This window comes from Staphylococcus edaphicus (assembly GCF_002614725.1).
GTDB lineage: Bacteria > Bacillota > Bacilli > Staphylococcales > Staphylococcaceae > Staphylococcus > Staphylococcus edaphicus.
In genome coordinates this window covers 1-23,132 of record NZ_MRZN01000009.1, presented here as the reverse complement: position 1 = coordinate 23,132, position 23,132 = coordinate 1, and the positions used below count along the sequence as shown (strand labels likewise).

General features: G+C 33.2%; 16 protein-coding genes and 1 pseudogene. 15 read left to right on the top strand and 2 right to left on the bottom strand.

Annotated elements, in window-relative coordinates; genetic code table 11:
- Window positions 1–73 precede the first annotated feature (73 nt).
- Entirely contained in the window at window positions 74–2,026 is a 1,953-nt protein-coding gene (locus BTJ66_RS07000) for a fructose-1,6-bisphosphatase (protein ID WP_099090255.1), read from the bottom strand.
- 501 nt (window positions 2,027–2,527) lie between these two features.
- On the opposite strand from BTJ66_RS07000, the gene putP reads away from it, so the two are divergent.
- Window positions 2,528–4,084 (top strand): sodium/proline symporter PutP, encoded by a 1,557-nt coding sequence (gene putP / locus BTJ66_RS06995; RefSeq protein WP_099090254.1) that lies wholly within the window; start codon window positions 2,528–2,530, stop codon window positions 4,082–4,084.
- A gap of 182 nt (window positions 4,085–4,266) precedes the next feature.
- On the opposite strand, the gene uptA is transcribed toward putP, so the two are convergent.
- Window positions 4,267–4,875: an undecaprenyl phosphate transporter UptA gene (gene uptA / locus BTJ66_RS06990; protein WP_099090253.1), complete on the bottom strand. Its 609-nt coding sequence runs from the start codon at window positions 4,873–4,875 to the stop codon at window positions 4,267–4,269.
- 271 nt (window positions 4,876–5,146) lie between these two features.
- Between uptA and BTJ66_RS06985 the strand changes: the two genes are divergently transcribed.
- The 14 genes and pseudogenes from BTJ66_RS06985 (at window position 5,147) to uidA (ending at window position 22,978) form a co-directional block, all read left to right on the top strand.
- A complete protein-coding gene (locus BTJ66_RS06985) occupies window positions 5,147–6,424 on the top strand; it encodes a pyruvate MFS transporter (protein WP_099090252.1) in 1,278 nt (425 codons plus the stop codon).
- A gap of 60 nt (window positions 6,425–6,484) precedes the next feature.
- Window positions 6,485–6,769, top strand: coding sequence for a putative quinol monooxygenase (locus BTJ66_RS06980; protein ID WP_099090251.1), 285 nt, complete (start codon window positions 6,485–6,487; stop codon window positions 6,767–6,769).
- 169 nt (window positions 6,770–6,938) lie between these two features.
- On the top strand, window positions 6,939–7,637 hold the full coding sequence (gene budA / locus BTJ66_RS06975; protein ID WP_099090250.1) for an acetolactate decarboxylase: 699 nt from the start codon (window positions 6,939–6,941) through the stop codon (window positions 7,635–7,637).
- 281 nt (window positions 7,638–7,918) lie between these two features.
- Window positions 7,919–9,844: an FUSC family protein gene (locus tag BTJ66_RS06970; protein WP_238597604.1), complete on the top strand. Its 1,926-nt coding sequence runs from the start codon at window positions 7,919–7,921 to the stop codon at window positions 9,842–9,844.
- A gap of 266 nt (window positions 9,845–10,110) precedes the next feature.
- Entirely contained in the window at window positions 10,111–10,524 is a 414-nt protein-coding gene (locus tag BTJ66_RS06965) for a DUF2188 domain-containing protein (RefSeq protein ID WP_099090249.1), read from the top strand.
- 237 nt (window positions 10,525–10,761) lie between these two features.
- Window positions 10,762–11,456, top strand: a pseudogene (locus BTJ66_RS06960) (GTP pyrophosphokinase).
- Window positions 11,457–11,518: 62 nt separating this feature from the next.
- Window positions 11,519–12,265 (top strand): MerR family transcriptional regulator, encoded by a 747-nt coding sequence (locus BTJ66_RS06955; RefSeq protein ID WP_099090248.1) that lies wholly within the window; start codon window positions 11,519–11,521, stop codon window positions 12,263–12,265.
- Between the two features lie 201 nt (window positions 12,266–12,466).
- Window positions 12,467–13,147 (top strand): GntR family transcriptional regulator, encoded by a 681-nt coding sequence (locus BTJ66_RS06950; protein ID WP_099090247.1) that lies wholly within the window; start codon window positions 12,467–12,469, stop codon window positions 13,145–13,147.
- 35 nt (window positions 13,148–13,182) lie between these two features.
- Entirely contained in the window at window positions 13,183–14,730 is a 1,548-nt protein-coding gene (gene gntK, locus BTJ66_RS06945) for a gluconokinase (protein WP_099090246.1), read from the top strand.
- 189 nt (window positions 14,731–14,919) lie between these two features.
- Window positions 14,920–16,278, top strand: coding sequence for a gluconate:H+ symporter (locus BTJ66_RS06940; RefSeq protein WP_099090245.1), 1,359 nt, complete (start codon window positions 14,920–14,922; stop codon window positions 16,276–16,278).
- A gap of 527 nt (window positions 16,279–16,805) precedes the next feature.
- Entirely contained in the window at window positions 16,806–17,879 is a 1,074-nt protein-coding gene (locus BTJ66_RS06935; protein WP_099090244.1) for a YkvI family membrane protein, read from the top strand.
- 126 nt (window positions 17,880–18,005) lie between these two features.
- Window positions 18,006–19,220 carry a helix-turn-helix domain-containing protein gene (locus tag BTJ66_RS06930; protein ID WP_193433021.1) on the top strand — a complete coding sequence of 405 codons (1,215 nt, stop codon included), beginning with the start codon at window positions 18,006–18,008 and terminating at the stop codon, window positions 19,218–19,220.
- 517 nt (window positions 19,221–19,737) lie between these two features.
- Window positions 19,738–21,141: an MFS transporter gene (locus tag BTJ66_RS06925; protein WP_099090243.1), complete on the top strand. Its 1,404-nt coding sequence runs from the start codon at window positions 19,738–19,740 to the stop codon at window positions 21,139–21,141.
- A gap of 43 nt (window positions 21,142–21,184) precedes the next feature.
- Window positions 21,185–22,978 carry a beta-glucuronidase gene (gene uidA, locus BTJ66_RS06920; protein WP_099090242.1) on the top strand — a complete coding sequence of 598 codons (1,794 nt, stop codon included), beginning with the start codon at window positions 21,185–21,187 and terminating at the stop codon, window positions 22,976–22,978.
- Window positions 22,979–23,132 lie beyond the last annotated feature (154 nt).

The window sequence follows — 23,132 nt, the reverse complement described above, 5'->3', positions numbered from 1 at the left end:
AAGTGTTTTTATTTTATTCCCATTATTTGGGGTCAGTTCACAGATGTGCAGATAGGGGTTTTATGAGTATTTACTAATTTACATAGCGGTCATGCATTAGCTCTTTTAGTATATCAATTTTTTCTTGAATTTCTTGTCCTGTATTGGTATCTCTTATTTTTTGGCGCTGTAATTCCTTATCTACGACACGACGAATAGAAAGTTCGTCGGCACCATTAAGTAGTACATGTTTTTTCGAATTAAAATGTTGATGTGCGACAAGTTGCATACCGAAAGAATTATACAGTAACGTATAGCCAGCGATACCTGTGGTTGATTGATAAGCTTTTGAAAAGCCGCCATCGATGACAATCATTTTTCCTTCGCCTTTGATTGGATCTTCACCGTCTATTTCTTTGACCGGTGTGTGACCATTAATAATGTGACCTTGTTCAGGGTCTAAGCCAAAGTCTTTCAGCATCTTTTTGCACATATCTACATCTTCGCGTAAATGATAGTATGGATTTTTGGTTTCTTTATGTGCTGTTTTATCTTTAATAAAGTAGCGTTCGAAAGTAGTCATAGCACGTTTACCGAATAGCGAAGAATATTTACCAGTCCATAGATACCATACGAGATCAGTAGCTAAATCATCTTGGACATCTTTGTGGTCAAATGCTTCTCTTACATACGCTTCAAAGTGATCTAATAAATCCCGACCATAATATTTAATACCATCAATGACCATAGATTCCATTTCACCGTTTTCATCAACAGGAATACATCCATGAATTAATAAATTGCCATTATAAGGCAAGTAAAGTTTACCTTTTTGCATCAGGAATGTCATATGTCGTTTTAATTTCTCTGATTGTTGAACAGATAATAATAATTTGTCCATTACGTCAGACTCTTCATCCGTTAACTTGTTAGGGTCATTAGGATCAACGGTTTGAAAGCAAGTATGCTCTAGAGGGTATGTTTTTCCATAGAGTGTTGCTTCATTTGTATCATAATTAACACTTTCTAATACTAGGCGTTCTTCCATTTCAAATGTAGGACGGCGTTTAATGATGGGTGCCTCTAATTTGAACTGTATGATTGCGATGGCTTGATGAATTTTTGTAATTTGTTCGAGTTCTAAGTCAGTTAAGTTTTTAGGGTTTTTAGGTCTGAATGCTTTATTGTTTCCGTCATAATATTTCTCCGCGAGCGTTAATAAAGGTCTTAAATTGATACCATAAGCATCTTCTATAATATCTAAGTTATCATAACGTGCACAAATACGGAGTAAGTTTGCAAGACAAACTTTGGACCCGGCATACGCACCAATCCAAAGTACGTCATGGTTACCCCATTGAATATCTACTGACGGGTAATCAATAAGTGTTTCCATGATTTTTTCTGGTTCAGGACCTCTATCATAAATGTCCCCAACAACATGAAGATGATTCACTACAAGATGTTGGACAGTAAAAGATAAGCCAATAATCAAATCATCAGATTGTTCTAATTCTATGATTTGATTGATCAATGTTTCGTAATAAGAATGTTTATTATTATATTTATTACTTTTATATAGAAGTTCTTCAACAATAAATACGTAGTTTTTAGGCAAGGATTTTCGCAATTTTGTGCGTGTATACTTAGAAGAAGCATAGGTGATGAGTTTTATCAAACGATTAATCGTTGTGATATACCACGCATTAAGTTCTGATTTTGAGCTAAAACTATTTTTCACTAATTTAAGTTTTTCTTCTGGATAGTATACGAGCGCAGAAAATTCGTTGATTTCTTTGCGTGTTAATGTGTCTTGAAAAATATCATTGATTTTTGAGCGCACGTTACCTGACCCGTTTCGCAGTACGTGTTGGAAAGCATGAAATTCTCCATGCAAATCACTGACAAAATGTTCTGTACCTTTAGGTAGTTCTAAAATAGATTCTAAATTAATAATTTCTGTAGCAAGTTCTTCTTTGGTCTTGAATTGTTGCGAAAGTAAATCTAAATATCTATCTTTTAAACTTTTATTTGCTGTATTATGCATTATTATGTCACTCCAGTTGTATAGGTTTCAGTTATGAAAATACATTTTAATAAAACGCTTCCATTATATATTTCTTATTGTAGCATTATAGTCAATGGGTGTGTCTAATTCCTATTATATTATGAAGTTAATTTAAATTCTAAAAAATGGATTAAGTTCTTTACATATTAAGAAAATGTCATGTTCCTTCATCTAAATCAGACGTTTATTAAAATGAATACATAAACTCATGTTACTCAAATATAATAAAATGGGTATAAATATAAATATTGTAGCAAACATACATTTTTATGAATGTTTTTTGTTGTATTACTATTCTTAAAAAGTAAAATTACTTTTATAATTTTTAGTGGCTTAAACCTTGTAGTATCAGTGTTTAAACACATTATCAGCTATTTCATACGTGTATTAAAGAAAAAATTATTGATTTACTGTTTAATTTACTGATAAGTTTTGTATAATATATGCATGTAACAAAATTATAAGGGGGCGTTTTGTTTCATGTTTATATTGGGAGCATCATTAGCAAGTCAAGTCAATCCAAATTGGCAAACATACATTATGCTAATCATTTATTTTATTGTTTTACTGGGTATTGGTTATTATGGTTTTAAACAATCGACTGGTAATGTAAGTGAATATATGTTGGGTGGTAGAAACATTGGTCCATATGTAACTGCCTTATCTGCTGGAGCATCTGACATGAGTGGTTGGATGATTATGGGGTTACCTGGAGAAGTTTATACAACTGGTCTTTCGGCAGCTTGGTTAGCGATTGGATTAACATTAGGAGCATACATAAATTATATAGTTGTAGCACCGCGGCTTCGTGTCTATACAGAAAAAGCTGGAGATGCAATCACATTACCTGATTTCTTTAAAAATAGATTAGATGATAAATCTAATGCTATTAAAATAATTGCAGGTGCCATTATTGTTGTATTCTTTACGTTGTATACACATTCTGGAATGGTATCAGGCGGGGTGTTATTTGAAAGTGCATTTGGTATTAACTATCATTTTGGTATGTTACTTGTAGCGGTGATTGTCATTGCTTATACATTTTTCGGTGGTTACTTAGCAGTTTCATTGACGGACTTTTTCCAAGGGGTCGTGATGATTATTGCTATGGTCATGGTGCCAATTGTAGCTATGTTGCAATTAAGTGGACTTGATACATTTTCACAAGCAACAGAATTAAAACCGACAAATTTAGACTTATTTAAAGGAACAACTTTCATAGGTATTATTTCATTCTTTGCATGGGGATTAGGTTATTTTGGTCAACCGCATATTATTGTGCGGTTTATGTCTATCAAGTCAGTCAAACAATTACCAACAGCAAGAAGATTTGGTATTGGTTGGATGGCAATTAGCTTGTTAGGCGCAGTAGGTGTAGGGCTAACGGGTATCACTTTTATTAATCAAAGCGGAACAGATATACAAAATCCGGAAACGTTATTTATTTTAATGGGACAAATTTTATTCCATCCGCTTGTTGGTGGATTCTTGCTTGCCGCTATATTAGCTGCGATTATGAGTACAATTTCTTCACAATTGTTAGTAACTTCAAGTTCGTTAACAGAAGACTTTTACAAATTAATTCGTGGCGAAGAGGCGGCGAAAAAGCATGAAAAAGAATTTGTGTTAGTAGGACGCTTATCGGTTATTGTCGTAGCGATAATCTCCATATGGATTGCTTGGTCACCCAATGATACCATTTTGGGGTTAGTAGGTAATGCATGGGCTGGTTTCGGTGCTGCATTTGGTCCACTTGTACTCTTATCGTTATATTGGAAAGGTTTAAGTAGAACAGGAGCAGTTAGTGGTATGTTAGCTGGTGCCATTGTTGTCATTATATGGATTGCATTTGTTAAACCACTCGGTGATGTCAATGATTTCTTTAATTTATATGAAATCATACCAGGGTTTTTAGCTAGTTTAATCGTTACAGTTGTCATCAGTATGATTACGAAAAAACCACAACTTGATATTGAAGCGGATTTAACGGATGTACGTCGACTAGTAAAAAGTGGTAAAGATCAAAAAGAATCATAATTTAACATAAGGGGTTTGATTATGATGTATTCATTGATTATAGAAAGTATTTGTAATGAATAGGGAGAAATTTTTAAATAGATAAAAAGGGCTAACTTCAAGGGGAAGTTAGCCCTTTTTTTTAAAATAAAAACAGCCCTTAACTTAAATTTGAAGAAGGACTGCATACTTGAAAGCTTTCGTTATTGGACACTATTTTTTTTGAATAATCTATATATAAACCAAATCACTGCAAGCATAATGATGACATACATAATGTATGAATACGTGTGGATACCATTCATTAAAACATCCCAACTGCCACTCAACATTTTACCAAGGTAAATAAGTGCAAAGTTCCATATCGTTGTACCAATTAAAGACAAAATAGCAAATACTACAACATTCATTCGATTAATACCAGCTGGAATTGTAATCAACACACGTAAGACAGGTATAAAGCGGCAAATAAAAACAGCAAACGGGCCATATTTTTTAAACCAATTATTTGCTCGCGCAACATCTTTTCCTTTGAGTTTAATCCATTTACCGTATTTGTCGACAAAGCGATATAAGCGCGCTTCTGAAACGAGTCTACTTATATAATATAGAACAAGTAAACCTACTAATGATGCGATTGTAGAAATGATGAATAGTAATGGAATTGATAAATCGGATTTAACTGACATCAATCCTGCAAATGTTAATATGATTTCTGATGGTATAAAGGGCAATATATTTTCAAGTAATATTAATATGGTAATTGCGGCATAGCCCCAAGTACTAATAAAATCAGTAAGTATCTGTTCCATAATTCTGCAATGAACTCCTTTTAAAGTACAATTTAGTTTTTAAATTTAAATATACTTTTTTATTATAGTCTAAAACTTCTGATTTTGCATTGTTCTGTTATAGGGCTAGAGGATGATTTTTTACAAATAGTAATAGAAGTAGTTTGCTATTTTCTATTTAAATAAAGAAATTGTGAAAAAAGTCGTTGTAAGCGATTTCATAATGTGGTAATATCTAAAAACAATAGGTCATATGATGACTATATAAGTTAGGGAGAAAGTTGGAGAAAACATGGAACAAAAAAGAACAAATATTAGATGGTATTTTGCAATAGCATTTTTCATTATTGGGGTAATCGCATATATGGATCGTTCAAATATATCAATTATCGCCGGTCCAATGATGGAAGATTTACATTTAAATAAAACGCAATTTGGCTTACTAGCATCATTCTTCTCACTTGGATATGCGTTGATGCAAGTTCCTTCTGGATTTTTAGCAGAGAAATTTGGTTCTAAAAAAATGTTAACGATTGCCCTTGTATGGTGGAGCGCGTTTACAATCTTAACGGGTGTTGTAAAGAATCACGGGATGTTATATGCGGTACGTTTCTTGTTTGGTATTGGTGAAGCACCTATGTATCCTTCTAATGCAGTTTTTAATACAAACTGGTTTGCAAAAGGTGAAAAAGGGCGTGCATCTAGTGCATTATTAGCTGGATCTTATTTTGGACCAGTCATAGCACCAGTTGTAACGATTGCAATTGTGAATATGTTTGGATGGCAAGCAGTGTTTTATATTTTTGGTGCAGTTGGTTTTGTGCTTGCTATACTATGGATGGTTATTGCTAAAGACTTACCAGAACAACATAAAATGGTTAATGAAGCAGAAAAAAGCTATATTATGGAAAATCGAGATATTATCAAGACAGAGAAATCTAATGCACCTTGGAATATCTTTTTAAAACGATTTAGCTTTTATGCTTTAGCAGCACAATACTTTGTTGTGCAGTTTGTTGTTTCATTATTTTTGATATGGTTACCAACCTATCTAACAGAACAATATCATGTTAAACTTACTGACCCTGACATGGCATGGGCAGCAGGTGCACCTTGGATTGCAATGTTTTTACTTATATTATGTGGTGGTGCAATATCTGATAAATTATTGCAAAGTGGTAAATCAAGATTTATTGCACGTGCTTCAATTGCCATTATTGGTTTTATAGTATTTTGTATTTCATTATTTATGTCATTACAAACGGATAATTTAGTAGTTAATGTGTTCTGGTTGTCACTGTGCTTAGGAGGAATTGGCATTGCTACAGGAATGAGTTGGGCAGCAGCTACAGACTTAGGACGTAACTTCTCAGGCTCAGTATCAGGATGGATGAATTTATGGGGGAATATTGGTGCATTATTAAGTCCATTACTAGCTGGTATGATGGTTGATATTGTAGGATGGACACTGACGTTAGAGTTAGTTATCATACCTGTTGTATTTGCAATTATTATGTGGTTCTTTGTTAAACCAGATCAACCATTATTAATTGAAAAAGAAGACCTATAATGTTTATGATGCTTTAATACAGGAAATCAATAAGCATAAAGTTTATAAGGAGGAGCCATTATGGTGACTGTTAATGCTATTATGAAAATAAACCCTGAATATCGAGACAGTTATTTAGCGCTAGTAGAACCATTAGTTATTGCTGCGAATAAAGAAGAAGGTGCATTATATTATGCACATTTTGAAAGAACGGATGAACCTAATACGTTTGCTTTTATTGAGCAATATCGCAATGAATACGCATTAGAGGCGCATAATGAATCTCAGCATTTTCAAAAATTCTTTGCTGAAGTTAAACAATATTTGCTTACAGAACCTGTGATTAAAGTGTTAAGTTCAAATTAATTCACCTAAGAATGATCTTGCGAACGTTTGCAAGATCATTTTTTCTTTATCACAGTATAGGCACAAGGCTATCGTATTGGCTGGAAAAAGTGTATAATTTCATAATGGAAGATAGGCGAAGCACCAATTTAAGTAAACTATATATTAATATTCATAAGGAGCATAAATCATGTTATATCAACACGGAACTTTAGGTACGCTAATGGCTGGCTTATTAGAAGGCACAGCTACTATAGATGAAATTTTAGAACACGGTGATTTAGGTATTGGGACTTTGACTGGTTCTGATGGTGAAGTGATTATCTTAGATGGAAAAGCGTATCATGCGAATGAGCATGGTGAATTTAAAGTGCTGTCAGGGAAAGAATACACACCGTTTGCAACTGTGACACCTTTTCAAGTAGATACACATTTTGATGTGCGGAACATTACAGATGATGAGGCACTGTTAGATAAGATACAACACGATGCTTTGAGTAATAATATATTTATTGCGGTTAAGATTACAGGTAAATTTGAAACGATGCATGTCAGAATGATGCCGAAACAGGAAAAACCATATACAAAATTAATAGAGTCTGCCAAACGACAACCAGAATATGTTCGTGAGCAAGTACATGGGACGGTCGTTGGATTTTATTCGCCACAACTCTTTCACGGTATAGCTGCTGGTGGCTTTCATCTTCATTTTGTTGATGAAGATAGAACTTTTGGTGGACATGTATTGGATTTTGAAATGAACAGTGGTTCAGTTGAATTAAGTAACATTGAAACATTGGAACAACATTTCCCAGTAAATAATCAAGCCTTTTTAGATACAGATATAGATTATTCGACAATAGATGAAGATATAAAAGAAGCAGAATAACGATTGGTTTTGAGGAGAATTTAACAAAATCGACTTGATTTTGGAGTATAACACTCAACTAAAATTTGAAAAAAGTGTTAAAATAGTAAAGTGTAATAATAAATTCGTGCATGAATTTATTTAGAATGACGATATAGTTTTTATAAAATACGAAGTAGATTAGTCATTTACTTCACCTATATGTTTTTCTATAAAAATACGTTATTAAATAGTAACGTATTTTTATATGCGCTTTTATAGGATGTATGAAAAAATAAAATATTAAAAATAAAAGGAGATGCATGACAACATTGATTCAATATTTAAGGTCATTAATACGTTTTAATTCGATGAAAATCGATGTTGCTAAAGGGGTTAGACAGTGTATACTGATGCTCATTCCATTACTCATAGGCTATATAACCAATCACTTCTCTACAGGATTGCTCATTTCAACAGGGACTTTAGCACATATTTATGTATTTGGCGGTCCTGCAAGATCAAAATTGCGCATCGTTTTATTATCATCACTAGGATTATCTATCGCGATGATTTTAGGAACACTTACTGTAAACCAACCAATTATATTTGGTGTGTTACTACTATTAGTAACAGTTATTCCATACTACATTTTTAGTTCGTTAAATATCCCTGGGCCCTCTTCTACCTTCTTTATCGTAGCATTCAGTTTACCAATCAATTTACCTGTGTCTCCAGAAGAAGCTTTAACAAGAGGTTTATCTATGTTTATAGGTGGATTATTAGCAACACTTATTGTAGTCGTAGTGATTTTACTATCTAAAGAGTCTACAGAAATCAAAGCGATTAAAAATGATTATAATATTATCAAACAATTGATTTATAACTTTGATAATCCCAAGGCATTTGCAAAAGCATCACAATTTGCAGTGACAGCTTTCAGAAATTCAGATAATCAGTTAATAACGTCAAGTACCTCAAAATCAAAAGCTTCACCTGAATTTCAGCGCTTATTATTATTACATAATACTGCTCAAGGTATTCATTCCGAATTATTAGAACTAAATGAAAAGCAAGCACGTCCGTTACCAACAGAAATCAAAGAAATGACAGACTTTATAATTAAGCGAGTTTATTCACTTGGCAAGTCAACACAGCAATGGACAAAAAAGGTGGATTTCGATAAACGATATCAAAGTTTGGTAGATAGTATCATTAAAGTTGATGCAATAATGAATGCTAATAGTGACAGAGTAGAACACGAAATTGATATCCGCGTACCAATCTATGGTCACCGTATGTTAAAAAATTTGACGTTGGATTCATTTATATTTAGAAATACAATTCGATATATCGTTATCATGTCAATTTCAATCTTTATTGCATTAATGTTTGATTTTGAAAAAGCTTATTGGATACCTTTAAGTACACACACAGTATTACTAGGCTCTACGACCTTGCACAGTTTTGAAAGAGCCGGTTCAAGAGGCATAGGTACTATTGTAGGTGTCTTAGTATTATCATTAATTTTATTAACGACACCACCTGTACCGGTTGCGATTATTTTACTCGCATTGGCTGCTGGTGTAACAGAAATGCTTGTAGGTGCCAATTATTCATTTGCTGTCATATTTATTACGATACAAGTCATCTTATTAAATGGATTAGCATCTAACCATCTAACTATTCTTATAGCATTGCCAAGAATTATTGATGTTATTGTGGGAATCATTATTGCTGTAGTTTGTTTGCTTATCATTGGAAGGAAAACAGCTTCTTCTATGTTACCAGATACGCTTGCAGCAGTAGCAAGAGACGAAGCTATATTATTTCACTACTTATTCTCTAGCAATAGATATGCATCAAGAGAGCAAGACAAAAAAGAAATGTTAAAATTGAGTGTGAGATTAAATAATATGATTCAAGTTTATAATAGTGCAAATGGTGAAATATTCAGTGATAAAATGGTTGTTCAGTACTATTATCCAAGTATATACGCCCTGGAAGAGATTAGCTTTATGCTAACAAGAGCTTTAAGTAATGAAAAACGCTATCATATTGATGATGAAATGATGGGAGAATATTTACTAGTATTTGAAAATATAGCAAAACATTTTGAAAGAGGTACAAATATTCAAGTTCAAGAAATCTCTGCATTACCGCAATATACGCATATAAAATCTTCTCTAATGAGTATACAAAATAATTGTATGAATGCTAGAAAAGAAGTTAAATTATCACTTAATTAAAAATAAGCCAATCATCTCTACGTATATGTTAGATGGTTGGCTTATTTATTTTTATCTATCAAGCCTTGCTAAAATAGCGTGCTATGAGTTGGTTAGTCTCAGGTGTGTCTGACGGTAGTCTGCGGGGTCATTCAAGTTTTTTAAACGCCATTTCAAATTAAAAATACAAGGAATTTAATATGAATGGTCATTGCGTTTATGGGATAGATAGGGTGGTAATATAATAGTGGTTGATACAGATATGATAATAAAAGGAGGGCTTATGAATGCCTTGGACAATGGAAGATTACCCTCAAAGTTGGAAAAATATGGATAAACTTGAACGTAAAAAAGCGATTGATATTGGAAATGCAATGTTAAAAGATGGTTATGAAGAAAGTAATGTCATACCAATTGCTACTAAACAAGCAGAATCATGGTTTAATGATGCTTCCGAGAAAGAACTGGAAACTTTGAAAAACAAAAAAATTACAAAGCACGAAAAAGATAATTCTGCACACCCTGAATTAAATCAAAAAGATGTTCATGTCTATTATGAAGATAAGGAATGGAAGATTAAGTCAGATGGAGCTAAACAGGCGTCAGATAGTTTTGAGAAAAAAACAGATGCGATGAAACGCGCACGTAATATTGTTGATAATCGTCAAACTAAAATCATTGAACATAAAAAAGATGAGTAAATGAAGATATTTCAGGATAATTATGAATGATGATAAGGCAACTCAAAGCGATGTTTGCGCAATTGGGTTGCCTTATATATATTGAGTTTATTGCAGTGAAAATATAACAGTGCATATTAAGATCATACATATGATATAGTGTTAATTTACGTTTTTAGTATCCTTTTAATTTAATAAAATACCTAAAATTAGCTATAATAAATATTAAAAGAAGTTACTTATTTGGAGGTACGGCAAATGTATATAGAACGTAAACCTTCGTTAAACATTGACGATTTGAAAGCAGAATTTAAAGAAAGTATCAATCATATTAATGGGTCAGAAGAAGCATTGGACATGGTTGTTGGATTTGTTGCATTAGAACAATTGTATACTTCAGCACTGAAAGAGATTAGCATAAAACTAGACATTCTAGATGATCAATTTCAACAAATGTACAAACATAACCCCATTCATCATATGGAACGTCGTGTTAAGGAACTAAGAAGTTTAATTAAAAATTAGACAGAAAAGGTTTTGTGATTAACACTGACTCAGCAAAAGAAAATATATTAGATATCGCGGGTATAAGAGTCATCTGTAATTATTTTGACGATATATATGTTATTGAACATTTATTATTAAAGCAAGATGATGTTAACTTGATTAAACGTAAGGATTATATCGAACATCCCAAAGAAAATGGCTATAGAAGTTTACATATTGTAGTTACAATTCCAGTATACTTAGCACATTCTGTGGAAACTGTACCAGTAGAAATTCAAATTAGAACAATTGGTATGGATATGTGGGCAAGTTTAGAACACAAAATACGTTATAAAAATACAAATAATACAGAAAGATACAAGGACATACTGAAACAATGTGCAAACGATATTACCTCAGTGGAAAGTAAAATGCAGGAAATACATTCAGAAGTATTTGATAATTAAATAAACTACTTGCTTATTACGTGACGTCGTCATTTATATTCTTATTGAGGAGGGTTAAAGAAATGACACAATACCAAACTGGAGATTTAGCAAAATGTTGCAATGTCTCAATAAGAACGATTCAATATTATGATAAAAAGGGTCTCTTAGCTTCAACTAAGAATGAAGAAAATGGGAGACGTCGATTTGACGCAAAAAGTAAGCAAGACTTAGAAATTATTTTAATGCTTAAACGATTTGGATTTCGTTTAAAAGATATTAAAAAACTTTTAGCAGAAAATAATAAATTAAAAACGGTACGATCAATGATTGAACAAAGCGCATTAGACATAGAACAAGAAATTTATAAAAATCAAATTTTGTTATCAGAAATGAAGCAATTTAATAAATTTATTGGTAAAGAGTCTAAGGCACCATTAAATAAATTGTTAGAAACTAAGCAATATGTTACTAACAATGACAACCTGAATACTTTAACGCGCTCAATCATATATCAAGTGTTACCTGTAGCGCTTATACAATACACAGCACTTGTAACAAGCTTGATTACGAAAAAATGGTTGCCGTGTCTTATTGTCTTGCCATTTATGATTGCTTTTGCTATCAATTTAACGCATTTAACCTATAAGCGTCTGATATATGTTTGTCCGAATTGCCAAGAAGTTATTAAGCCAAATATAATGGCTTGGCTATTGGCATCTCATACACCAAAGACTAGAAAGTTGCAGTGTCCACATTGTCATGAGACGAGTCATTGTATGGCCATAGATAAGCGCATGAAATTGACGAAATCATCAAAGCAAATGTAATCATTTTAAAGCATCCACTACTAAATTATTTTCACTAAAATAAAAATAGTTACCGACTTGGTAGGTTTAGAAACCTGGCATGTCGGTTTTTTTAATATACGGAGGATTTAAATCATCATTGCAAGCGCTTGCAAAATTGATGTTTGTGTATTACCATACTTGTATACAAGTATGCATTAACAGTAACGAGGTGATGTTCTAGTGAAATACAATTACCCTGAACAATGGTTAGAAGGTGTTTCAAAGGGTGAAATAATTGCAGCAGAAATTCGTTTGAGTATTGTGGATGGTAGCATTGCACCAGATACATTATTGACGGAGAATCAAATTGCTAAAGAATATAATGTGAGTCGATCTCCAGTAAGAGATGCATTTAAATTATTAAAGCAAGACCAACTGATTCATCTTGAACGAATGGGTGCGGAAGTATTGTCATTTGAAGACAAAGAGAAAAAAGAACTTTATGATTTAAGGATTATGCTCGAGTCATTTGCTTTTAGTAGAATTAAAACGTTAGACCATGCCCAAATTGTAAAGGAATTAAAAAAGCAACTTGAAATGATGAAAGTTGCGGTTAAGTTTGAAGATGCAGAGGCATTCACTGAACATGATATGAAATTTCATGAAGTAACGATTATGGCTTCTAAACATCAATACTTGAAAACTTTTTGGAATAATTTGAGACCTGTTATGGAAGCACTCATATTATTATCTATGCGTAAACGAATGAATGTAAATCCAGAGGATTTTGAACGTATTCATCATAATCATGAGATATTTATAGAGGCTATTGAGCATAAAGATGCTAAGAAATTAAAAGAAGCTTTCCATTTGAATTTTGATGATGTAGGCGAAGATATCGAAGGCTTTTGGTTAACTTAGTTAGCTACTGTAGCAAGAATTTGGGAGGGAAAATCATGAAATACATGATTGGTGTCGATATAGGCACTACAAGTACAAAGTCTGTACTATATGACGAAAAAGGTCAGTTTATAATGAAACATAATATTGGTTATCCATTGCATACACCAAATGTGGAAATATCGGAAGAAAATCCAGATGAATTATTTGATGCAGTGTTAATGACGATAAAATACGTTATGCGAGAAGCGAACATTAATAAAGAAGATCTCAAGCTAATTTCTTTTAGTGCACAGATGCACAGTTTAATTGCGATGGACGCAAGTAATCAGCGTTTAACAGAAAATTTAACTTGGGCGGATAATCGTTCAAGTCGTTATGCAGAAAAAATAAAAAACGACCATAATGGTGATGCAATTTATCAAAGAACAGGTACTCCCATCCATCCGATGTCACCTTTATCTAAAATTTTCTGGATGAAGCATGAACAACAAGAAATATTTGATCAAACCGCAAAGTTTGCAGATATAAAAACGTATATTTTTTATCAACTTTTTGAGAAATTTGTGATAGATCAATCTATGGCATCTTCAACAGGAATGCTAAATTTGGAATCGTTGCAATGGGATAAAGAGGTGTTAGCGCTCTTAGGCATAGATGAAGCTCACTTGCCTGAAATAGTACCAACAACTCATATTTTAACAGGTATGAACCGGAGATATGCCACGTTAATGGGCATTGATGAAAATACGCCTATTGTTGTTGGGGCAAGTGATGGTGTGCTTTCTAATTTAGGTGTTAATGCATTTAAAAAAGGTGAAGTTGCAGTGACAATTGGAACCTCTGGTGCAATTAGAACAGTGATTGATAAACCACGAACGGATTATAAAGGAAGAATATTTTGTTATGTATTAACAGAAGATCATTATGTCATAGGTGGACCAGTTAATAATGGTGGTGTTGTACTACGTTGGTTACGAGATGAATTGCTAGCAAGTGAGGTAGAGACAGCGAAACGTTTGGGTGTAGACCCGTATGATGTGCTTACTAAAATAGCTAATAACGTTAAACCAGGCGCGGATGGATTGATATTCCATCCATACTTAGCAGGAGAACGTGCGCCATTATGGAATGCTGACGCGAGAGGTTCATTCTTTGGATTAACGTTATCACATAAGAAAGAGCATATGATTAGAGCTGCATTAGAAGGCGTACTATATAACTTATACACGGTTTATCTTGCACTCATAGAAGTGATGAATGAAACACCTAAGACAATAAAGGCAACTGGGGGCTTTGCTAAAAGTGAACTCTGGAGACAAATGATGTCAGATATTTTTGATACCGATTTAATTGTTCCAGAGAGTTATGAAAGTTCCTGTTTAGGAGCTTGTGTACTAGGTATGAAGGCATTGGGAGAAATTGATGATTTTTCAATTATAGAAGATATGGTTGGAACAACAAACAAACATCAACCTGATGATGATAATGTAAAAACTTATCAACAGTTGATAGCCATATTTATTAATTTGAGTCGTTCATTAGAAGAACGTTATTCAGAAATAGCTGCGTTCCAACGTGAACATATCAATGAAAAAGAATAAATAAAAATAGGCATGAAGCCAGTCGTGACTAAAACATTTGAAACATAGGGTTATTAGTCATGACACTGACTTGCCTGTGATTTGTTTTTAAAGACAAAACTTTTATGTAATTAAGAAAGCGGTACCAAGATTGGTGTGCTATGTTTAATAGCTAAAATACAATCTTTATTTTGAAAGGGGAGAACGAACATGTTTGAAACAATTTGGCCACTGATCACTGTGGTAATAGGCATTGTCGTATTATTGTCACTCATTATTTTCTTGAAATTAAACACTTTTATTTCACTCATTATTACATCTGTTGTTACGGCTATATTATTAGGTATGCCTTTAGATAAAATCGTAGAAACCATAGAGAATGGTATGGGTAGTACGTTAGGGCATATTGCCTTAATATTTGGACTGGGTGCTATTCTTGGTAAATTACTAGCAGATGGTGGCGGTGCTACTCGAATTGCAGATACGCTTATAAAGAGATTCGGTCATAAGCATGTACAGTGGGCGATGTTAGTTGCTGCATTTATTGTAGGTATTGCCTTATTCTTTGAAGTAGGCCTTGTATTATTAATTCCATTAGTTTTTACAATTGCTAAACGTGCCAATGTATCACAATTAAAATTGGGCCTTCCAATGGTAGTAGCATTATCTGTAACTCACGGATTTTTACCACCGCATCCTGGGCCAGTTGTAATTGCAAAAGAATTACAAGCGAACTTAGGACATGTATTACTGTACGGTATTATTATCGCTATACCCGTGACATTGATTGCGGGTCCACTTTTTAATAAAATTGCGCAAAAAATCACACCAACGGCTTATACACGTGAAGGTGATATATCGGCCTTAGGTGCTCAAAAAGCATTTTCTGAAGAAGAAATGCCTAGTTTTGGTATAAGCTTTTTAACTGCGGTGTCACCCGTTATCTTAATGTTATTATCTACTATAGTACAATTAGTAACAGGACATGAATCAGCAACAAATGGTTTTGAATCATTTATTTACTTTATTGGTACAGCAGCAACTGCAATGTTGATTGCTGTCTTGTTTGCTATATTTACTATGGGTGTCAAACAAGGGCGTAAAAATGCTGACATCATGGATTCAGTTTCAAATGCAATTTATCCAATAGGTATGATGATTTTAATTATTGGTGGTGGTGGTACGTTCAAACAAGTATTAATTGATGGTGGCGTCGGTGATACCATAGCTAAATTGTTTGAAGGTACAGAAATGTCTCCAATTTTACTTGCGTGGCTTGTAGCTGCAGTGCTTCGTATTGCGCTTGGATCATCAACAGTAGCAGCTATTTCATCAACTGGTATTGTCTTACCGTTGCTACAAGCATCGGATGTTAATGTTGCATTAGTTGTATTAGCAATTGGTGCAGGTAGTGTTATTTTGTCTCATGTTAATGATGCAGGGTTCTGGATGTTCAAAGAATACTTCGGTTTAACGGTCAAAGAAACCTTCTTAACATGGTCATTACTCGAGACGGTCATCTCAGTTTCAGGCCTCGTCTTTATCTTGATTTTAAGTCTGTTTGTCTAAAAAATTGAATGCGCGCATAATAACATAGAAAATAGATTAGACTAATATTAGTAGTATAGCAATAGTTTAACCAAACTTATTAACACACCCATGTTAAATGGCTAAGTACAAGCTTATTTAACATGGGTGTTTTTGAGTTTGGTTTATTTTTTTGAAAAATTCGATATGAAAAGTATTATACGATGGCTTTGACAGTGAATGGCACTAATGAAAAGGGAGATTAGTACATCAACAATCAGTTTAGGTGATACAAAAATATATTGTTAATACAAATAAAGGATTATTTAGAACAAAAACTTTCTAAATTATGATCACGATGAAATTTATATTTATATGGTTTTGATTTGTTAGAACATTAATATTACAACATGAATTATATTGAAAATGCTAAAATAGAGTAGTTGAAATTATTTTTACATATTAGACATGACTCGTTTTGAATTATTTTGATGTTCATCTTTAATAATAGAAAAGGGTTGAGGGCTATTGGTAAAGGGACCAGTGACATAGATATAGGGGGAGAAATAATGAAAAGAATATTATTGATTGCAAGTGCTTTTATTGGGGTCATTGTTGGTGCTGGCTTTGCTTCAGGTCAGGAAGTACTTCAGTATTTCACAAGTTTTGGCATGAAGGGTACAATGGGGGCAATCATAACGACGGCTTTATTTACTTATGTAGGCATGATGTTAGTCTGGCTTGGTAGTAAGTCTAATACAGATTCGCATAAAGTAGTGATACATCGTATAACTGGCAAGTCATTATTTGGTAAATTGCTTGGTTGGATTATTGATTTGGTCATTATATTTACTCTCTTTGGCGTAGGGGTCGTTATGATTGCTGGTGCAGGTTCCAATCTTAATCAACAATTTGGAGTACCTTCTATTGTAGGTACATTATTAATGACTATACTCATACTACTTGCTGGTATGTTAAAAGTAGCAGGCGTAGTCAAAGTGATTGGGAATATCACACCATTCTTAATTGTATTTATTATTATTATTTCGGTTTATAGTTTTGTGACGGTAGATAGCTCATTTTCCCAATTAAACACTCTTTCTGATGCCAAACCATCTACTTTACCAAATTGGTTTGTAGCTGGTGTAAATTATGCATCATTCAATACAGCAGTGGGTGCCTCTATGGCGATTGTGATGGGAGGCTCAGAGAAAAATACGAAAGTTGCAGCTATCGGTGGGTTAGTTGGTGGACTAGCATTAGGCATTATGATTGTATTGAGCCATCTAGCTATTTTCACACAAATAAATGTTGTTGGAAATTTGGAAATGCCAATGTTAGGTATCGTAAATCATATATCACCAGTGCTTGGGATAATTATGGCAATTGTTATTTTTGGTATGATTTTTAATACAGGGTTAGGTATGTTTTACGCGTTTGCTACAAGATTTACAGTTGTAGACACGAAGCGATTTAAAGTATTCTATACGATGACTGTCATCATAGGATTATGTCTCAGTTTTGTTGGTTTTACAGATTTAGTAGCTATTTTCTATCCATTAATCGGTTACTTAGGACTTGTATTAATTTTTGTATTGTTTTATGCACCATTTAAGTTAAAGTTTGGTCAGAAAGAAATATAATAAGTATATTGTAATCACCAATGATATGTCATAAACGCGACATGAATGAAATGGCGTAATCATTTCAAAACACACCTCATCTTTATTTTTAGGTATAATAAAATAAAGGAATAGGGGGGGGTTTTTTTGAATGAAGAAACATTAGAAATTTTAAAGATGAATGCACTGCAATTATTAGGTATTCAATTAGAAGGTTATGATATGAATGACTTAAAAGGTATTAGTGATCATATTAAGACACCATTTACGAATACATCACGTAAACAATTTAAAAGGGAGTTAAAGCATTTTATTGTTCATATGGCTAGTAATAAAATCTACCATTATACTAATATTTTTGATGTTAACTTTTTAATCTTTAAATTCAAAAAATATAAACAGGTCTATATTATAGGTCCGTATATGGAACAACGGCCAAATGAACGACGTTGTAATGAACTGCTTCAACTAGCAGGCATTAAAATCTCTAAACTTTATATATTAAAGCAATATTTATTACGTATACCACTGTGTCATCAGGTAAAAGCGCAAAAGATGTGCCGATTGTCAATTCGATTTTTGAAAAAGAGAAATATTGTATATGAGACAGAAAAAGTAGATTTAAATTTTCATTCAAATACTGAGATGCTTGCAGAATCTAAATCACAGAGCGATTATACGTTACGAGAAATCGAACAGCGCTATAATTTAGAAAATCAACTGCTCACTGCCGTTGAAAATGGTAATGTTAATGAGGCATTAGAAATTTTAAATGAGATGAATTTATCTGTAACAGGATTGCGTAGAGTAAAGGATGATGTGTCCAATGAACAATACAAAGCATTTTTAATTAATACATTATGTCGTAAAGCTGGAGAGAAAGCAGGTATCAGTTTGCTCCATATTGATGAAATTTCTGAAAAGTATGCTGCATTGATAGATCAAACGATGGATAGAGAAATCTTATATGAAATTATACGGGACATCGTTAAAGAATATTCAGAACGTGTTATGAAAACAAAGGCGAATGCTTATAGTCCTAAAATCAGTAAAGTAATTCAATATATAGAACGAAACTTAGACAGCCCGTTGACTCTAACAGAATTAGCAACTTATGTTGATTTAGCGCCTAGTTACTTGTCTAGAATTTTTAATCAGGAAACTCAAAAATCTATTTCACAATATATTATTGAATTGAGAGTAAAAAAAGGTCGCGATTTAATTACACGAACGAAAATGACTGTGTCCGAAATCGCGCTCTATGTAGGGTTTAAAGAACAAAGTTACTTTACCCAATGTTTCAAAAAGCAATACGGTACTACACCCTTGAAGTATAGAACAATGCATAAAGAATTTTATTGACGATTACTTTCGATAAACGAATAATAATCAAAATATGTTATTTTTAGTAAATATATTATTAAAAATGTCAAAATAATTTTAAAATTATGCAGAAAATGCTATGCGAAAAGAGATTTAAAAATCCTTTTCAATTGATAGATTGTGCACAAATAGATGGTTTGCTGATGTATTGGTTATTGAAGTTAAAAGCGTTAACCATCGTATTTATGCATACTTTAAAAAAGTAAAAATTAACAGAGACGTTTCTATCAAAATAACAACGTTGTTATTTTAAGATTGACTGTCTTTATTTTAAAAATATAATAAAAGTAAGCGCTCTATAAATACATACAGGGGATGTATGCAATCGACCTGATCAATCGATTAAATTTATGGAGTGAATATTTTCAAGTGCTTTAGTAAGCGCTTACATATACTTATGAGTGTTAGTCAGTGTATATAAAATCACGAATATATACTAATGAGGTGTCGAAAAGTGTAGCAATAAGCACGTTATTAGTGGAAAGAGGTAATCGATATGGTTACAGCAAAATTAAAACCATCACATAGTAAGTTGAAGCGTTTTAAAGAAATTCAAGAGCCAAGGTTGAAATTTAAAGAAAAATTGTCCTATGGATTCGGCGATTTAGGTAATGGTTTGATGTTCGATATGGGACAAATCTATTTGCTCATGTTCTATACAGATATATTAGGCATAGCTTCATGGATTGGTGGGCTCGTATTTTTAGTATCTAAATTTTTTGATGCATTTGTTGATACCGGTGTAGGCACATTAGTAGATAATCAAAAAAACTTTGCGAAACGGGGTAAATTCAAGCCTTTTATCTTATATGGTAGCTTTCCATTAGCAATCTTAACCGTTATGACCTTTTTATCGCCTGATTTTAGTGAAACCGGTAAAATCGTTTGGGCTTTTGTAACATATTTACTTTTTAATGCAGCATATTCATTTGTAAATATCCCTTACGGTTCGCTGTCAGCTTCGATGACAATTAATGCTGAGGACCGTACGCAACTTTCAGTATTTCGTAATTTAGGTTCACAAGGTGCTATGTTTATTTCAGGTATCGTGGTTATCCCTGTTGTTAGCCTTTTTCCAAATCATCAAATAGGCTATCCGATTGCAGTAGGAATGTTAGCGATTGTAGGAGTATCGCTACATATGATTTGTTATAGAGGTGTTACGGAACGACATACGGTTGAAAGACCAAATGAAAAAGGACTTGGTCGTAAAGCATTTTTAAATTTATTGAAAAACAGACCATTTATTGTCTTAGCAGTTTATACGTTATTAACGATTACTGCTCTATTTTTACAACAAACAACACAGTTATATTACTTTAAATACGTGTTGGATGAGCCAAATTTAGTGGGTGTAGTCAGTACACTGAACTTTATAGTATTAATACCAGCATTAATACTCACTACTTTTTTAAGTAAAAAATTTGGTAAAAAAATGACGGCAATTATTGGTGTGAGTGGATTTATTATTTTCCAATTTATAAACTTTATGTTTTTCTCTGATCATGTCGTTATGTTCCTAGTGATCAATACACTTGCTCAGCTATTCTTAGTAATACCGAATACGGTAACTTGGGCATTTATAGCGGATGTTGTAGAGTATGGTCAATGGCAAACAGGACTTCGCTCAGAAGGGATTATTTACGCCAGCTATAGCTTTACTAGAAAAATCTCGCAAGGTTTAGCAGGGTTTGTACCTGGTGCGGCATTATCACTTATCGGACTTGTACCCAATGTAAGTCAATCTGAGGGTACTTTACAAGGATTGAAAATCTTGTTCTTCTTGGTGCCAGCTACTGCTTGTATGATTGCTGTTTTAATATTCTTATTTGGCTATCCATTGACTGATCGTAAACATAAGCAAATTGTTAAGGAGTTAGCACTTAGAGAGGAAATATAAGAAAAATTATAGATTTTGACAGATGAAAAGGAGTATTTAAAAAATGTTATACCCAATTGTAAATACGTATAGAAGTATCATTGATTTAAATGGTGTTTGGCGCTTTAAATTAGAACAACCTAATGAACATATTGATGTATCACAACCTATAGAGACTAACCAAGTTATGGCGGTACCAGGTTCATATAATGACCAGGGAGTGACGTCAGATATTCGAAATCATGTAGGTAATGTATGGTATGAAAGAATGTTTACCATACCCAAAGTGTTGAGCGATGAAAGGGTTGTTCTGAGATTTGGTTCAGCAACACATAAAGCTACCGTCTATATAGATGGTAAGGAAGTAACTTCACATCAGGGAGGATTTTTACCTTTTGAGATTGAATTAGATCATGTTTCTTATACCACACCCCATCGATTAACCGTATGTGTCAATAATGTCTTAGATGAAACTACCTTACCAGTTGGTGAATATAGTGAATATACAGATAAAGAGGGACGTGTAATTAAGAAAAATTCACCTAACTTTGATTTCTTTAACTATGCGGGTTTGCACAGACCCGTAAAAATATATACGACGCCACACACTTATATTAAAGATATCGAAATTGTTCCTATTGTATCCGACGACGTTGCGTATGTTAACTATAAAGTATCTAAGAGTAATACAACTAGTGATATAAATGCAAAACTCATCGATGCAGATGGTCAAGTTGTCGGTTCAGCAATTGGTGATAAAGGAGAGATAAAGGTTGAAAATCCACGCTTATGGCAGCCTTTAGATGCCTATCTATATCATTTAGAAGTTAGCTTGAGTATCAATGGTGAAGTAGTAGATATTTATACTGAACGTTGTGGAATTCGAACTGTAGAAGTATCAGATGGTAAATTCCTTATTAACAACAAACCATTTTATTTTAAAGGCTTTGGTAAACATGAAGATAGCTATTATAATGGTAGAGGAATGAATGAAGTAACGAATGTACTAGATTTTAATCTGATGAAATGGATTGGCGCTAATTCATTTAGAACGTCACATTATCCATATTCTGAAGAGATAATGCGCTTAGCAGATGAGCAAGGGATAGTTATTATAGACGAAACTACCGCAGTTGGTGTACATCTGAATTTCAATGCCATTTTAAGTGGTGGCAAGACTAGAGATACATTTAAAGAAATTGGTACCAAGTCAGCGCATGAAGCAGTCATACAGGGGTTAATTGAACGTGATAAAAATCATGCCTGTGTCGTTATGTGGTCTATTGCAAATGAACCTGCGTCAGATGAACCAGGAGCAAAAGCATATTTTGAACCATTGGTAAATTTAGCGCGCGAAAGTGATCCGCAACATAGACCAGTTACAATAGTAACTATTTTAACTTCGCAACCTGACACATGCCAAGTTCAAGACTTGGTTGATGTCTTATGTCTTAATAGATACTATGGTTGGTACACTCAAACTGCAGATTTAGCAGCAGCAAAGACAGCTTTAGCTAAAGAGCTAGATGGTTGGACTGAAAAACAACCAGGAAAACCAATCATGTTTACCGAATATGGTGCTGATACAGTTGCAGGCATGCATGCATTAAATGATGAATTATTTACAGAAGAATATCAAATTCGTTATTATGAAGCAAATCATGAAGTGATTGATAAATACCCACAATTTATAGGTGAACAAACTTGGAACTTTGCAGATTTTGAAACGTCTACAGGTATTATTCGAGTTCAAGGAAATAAAAAAGGTATTTTCACTCGTGAAAGAAGACCTAAAGCAGTAGCGCATTACTTCAAGAAACGTTGGGATAGTATTCCTGATTTTGGATATAAAAAATAGTAATTCTTACAATAATCAATATAATAAGAGGCTGGGACATAAATACCCAATCTCAAAAAAAGAGGGCTAATCCTTTATGGGTTAGTCCTCTTTATATTTAAAATCTTACGATTTTGACCGTGCATGCTTGCCTGGGGTATGGTTCGAGCCTGTA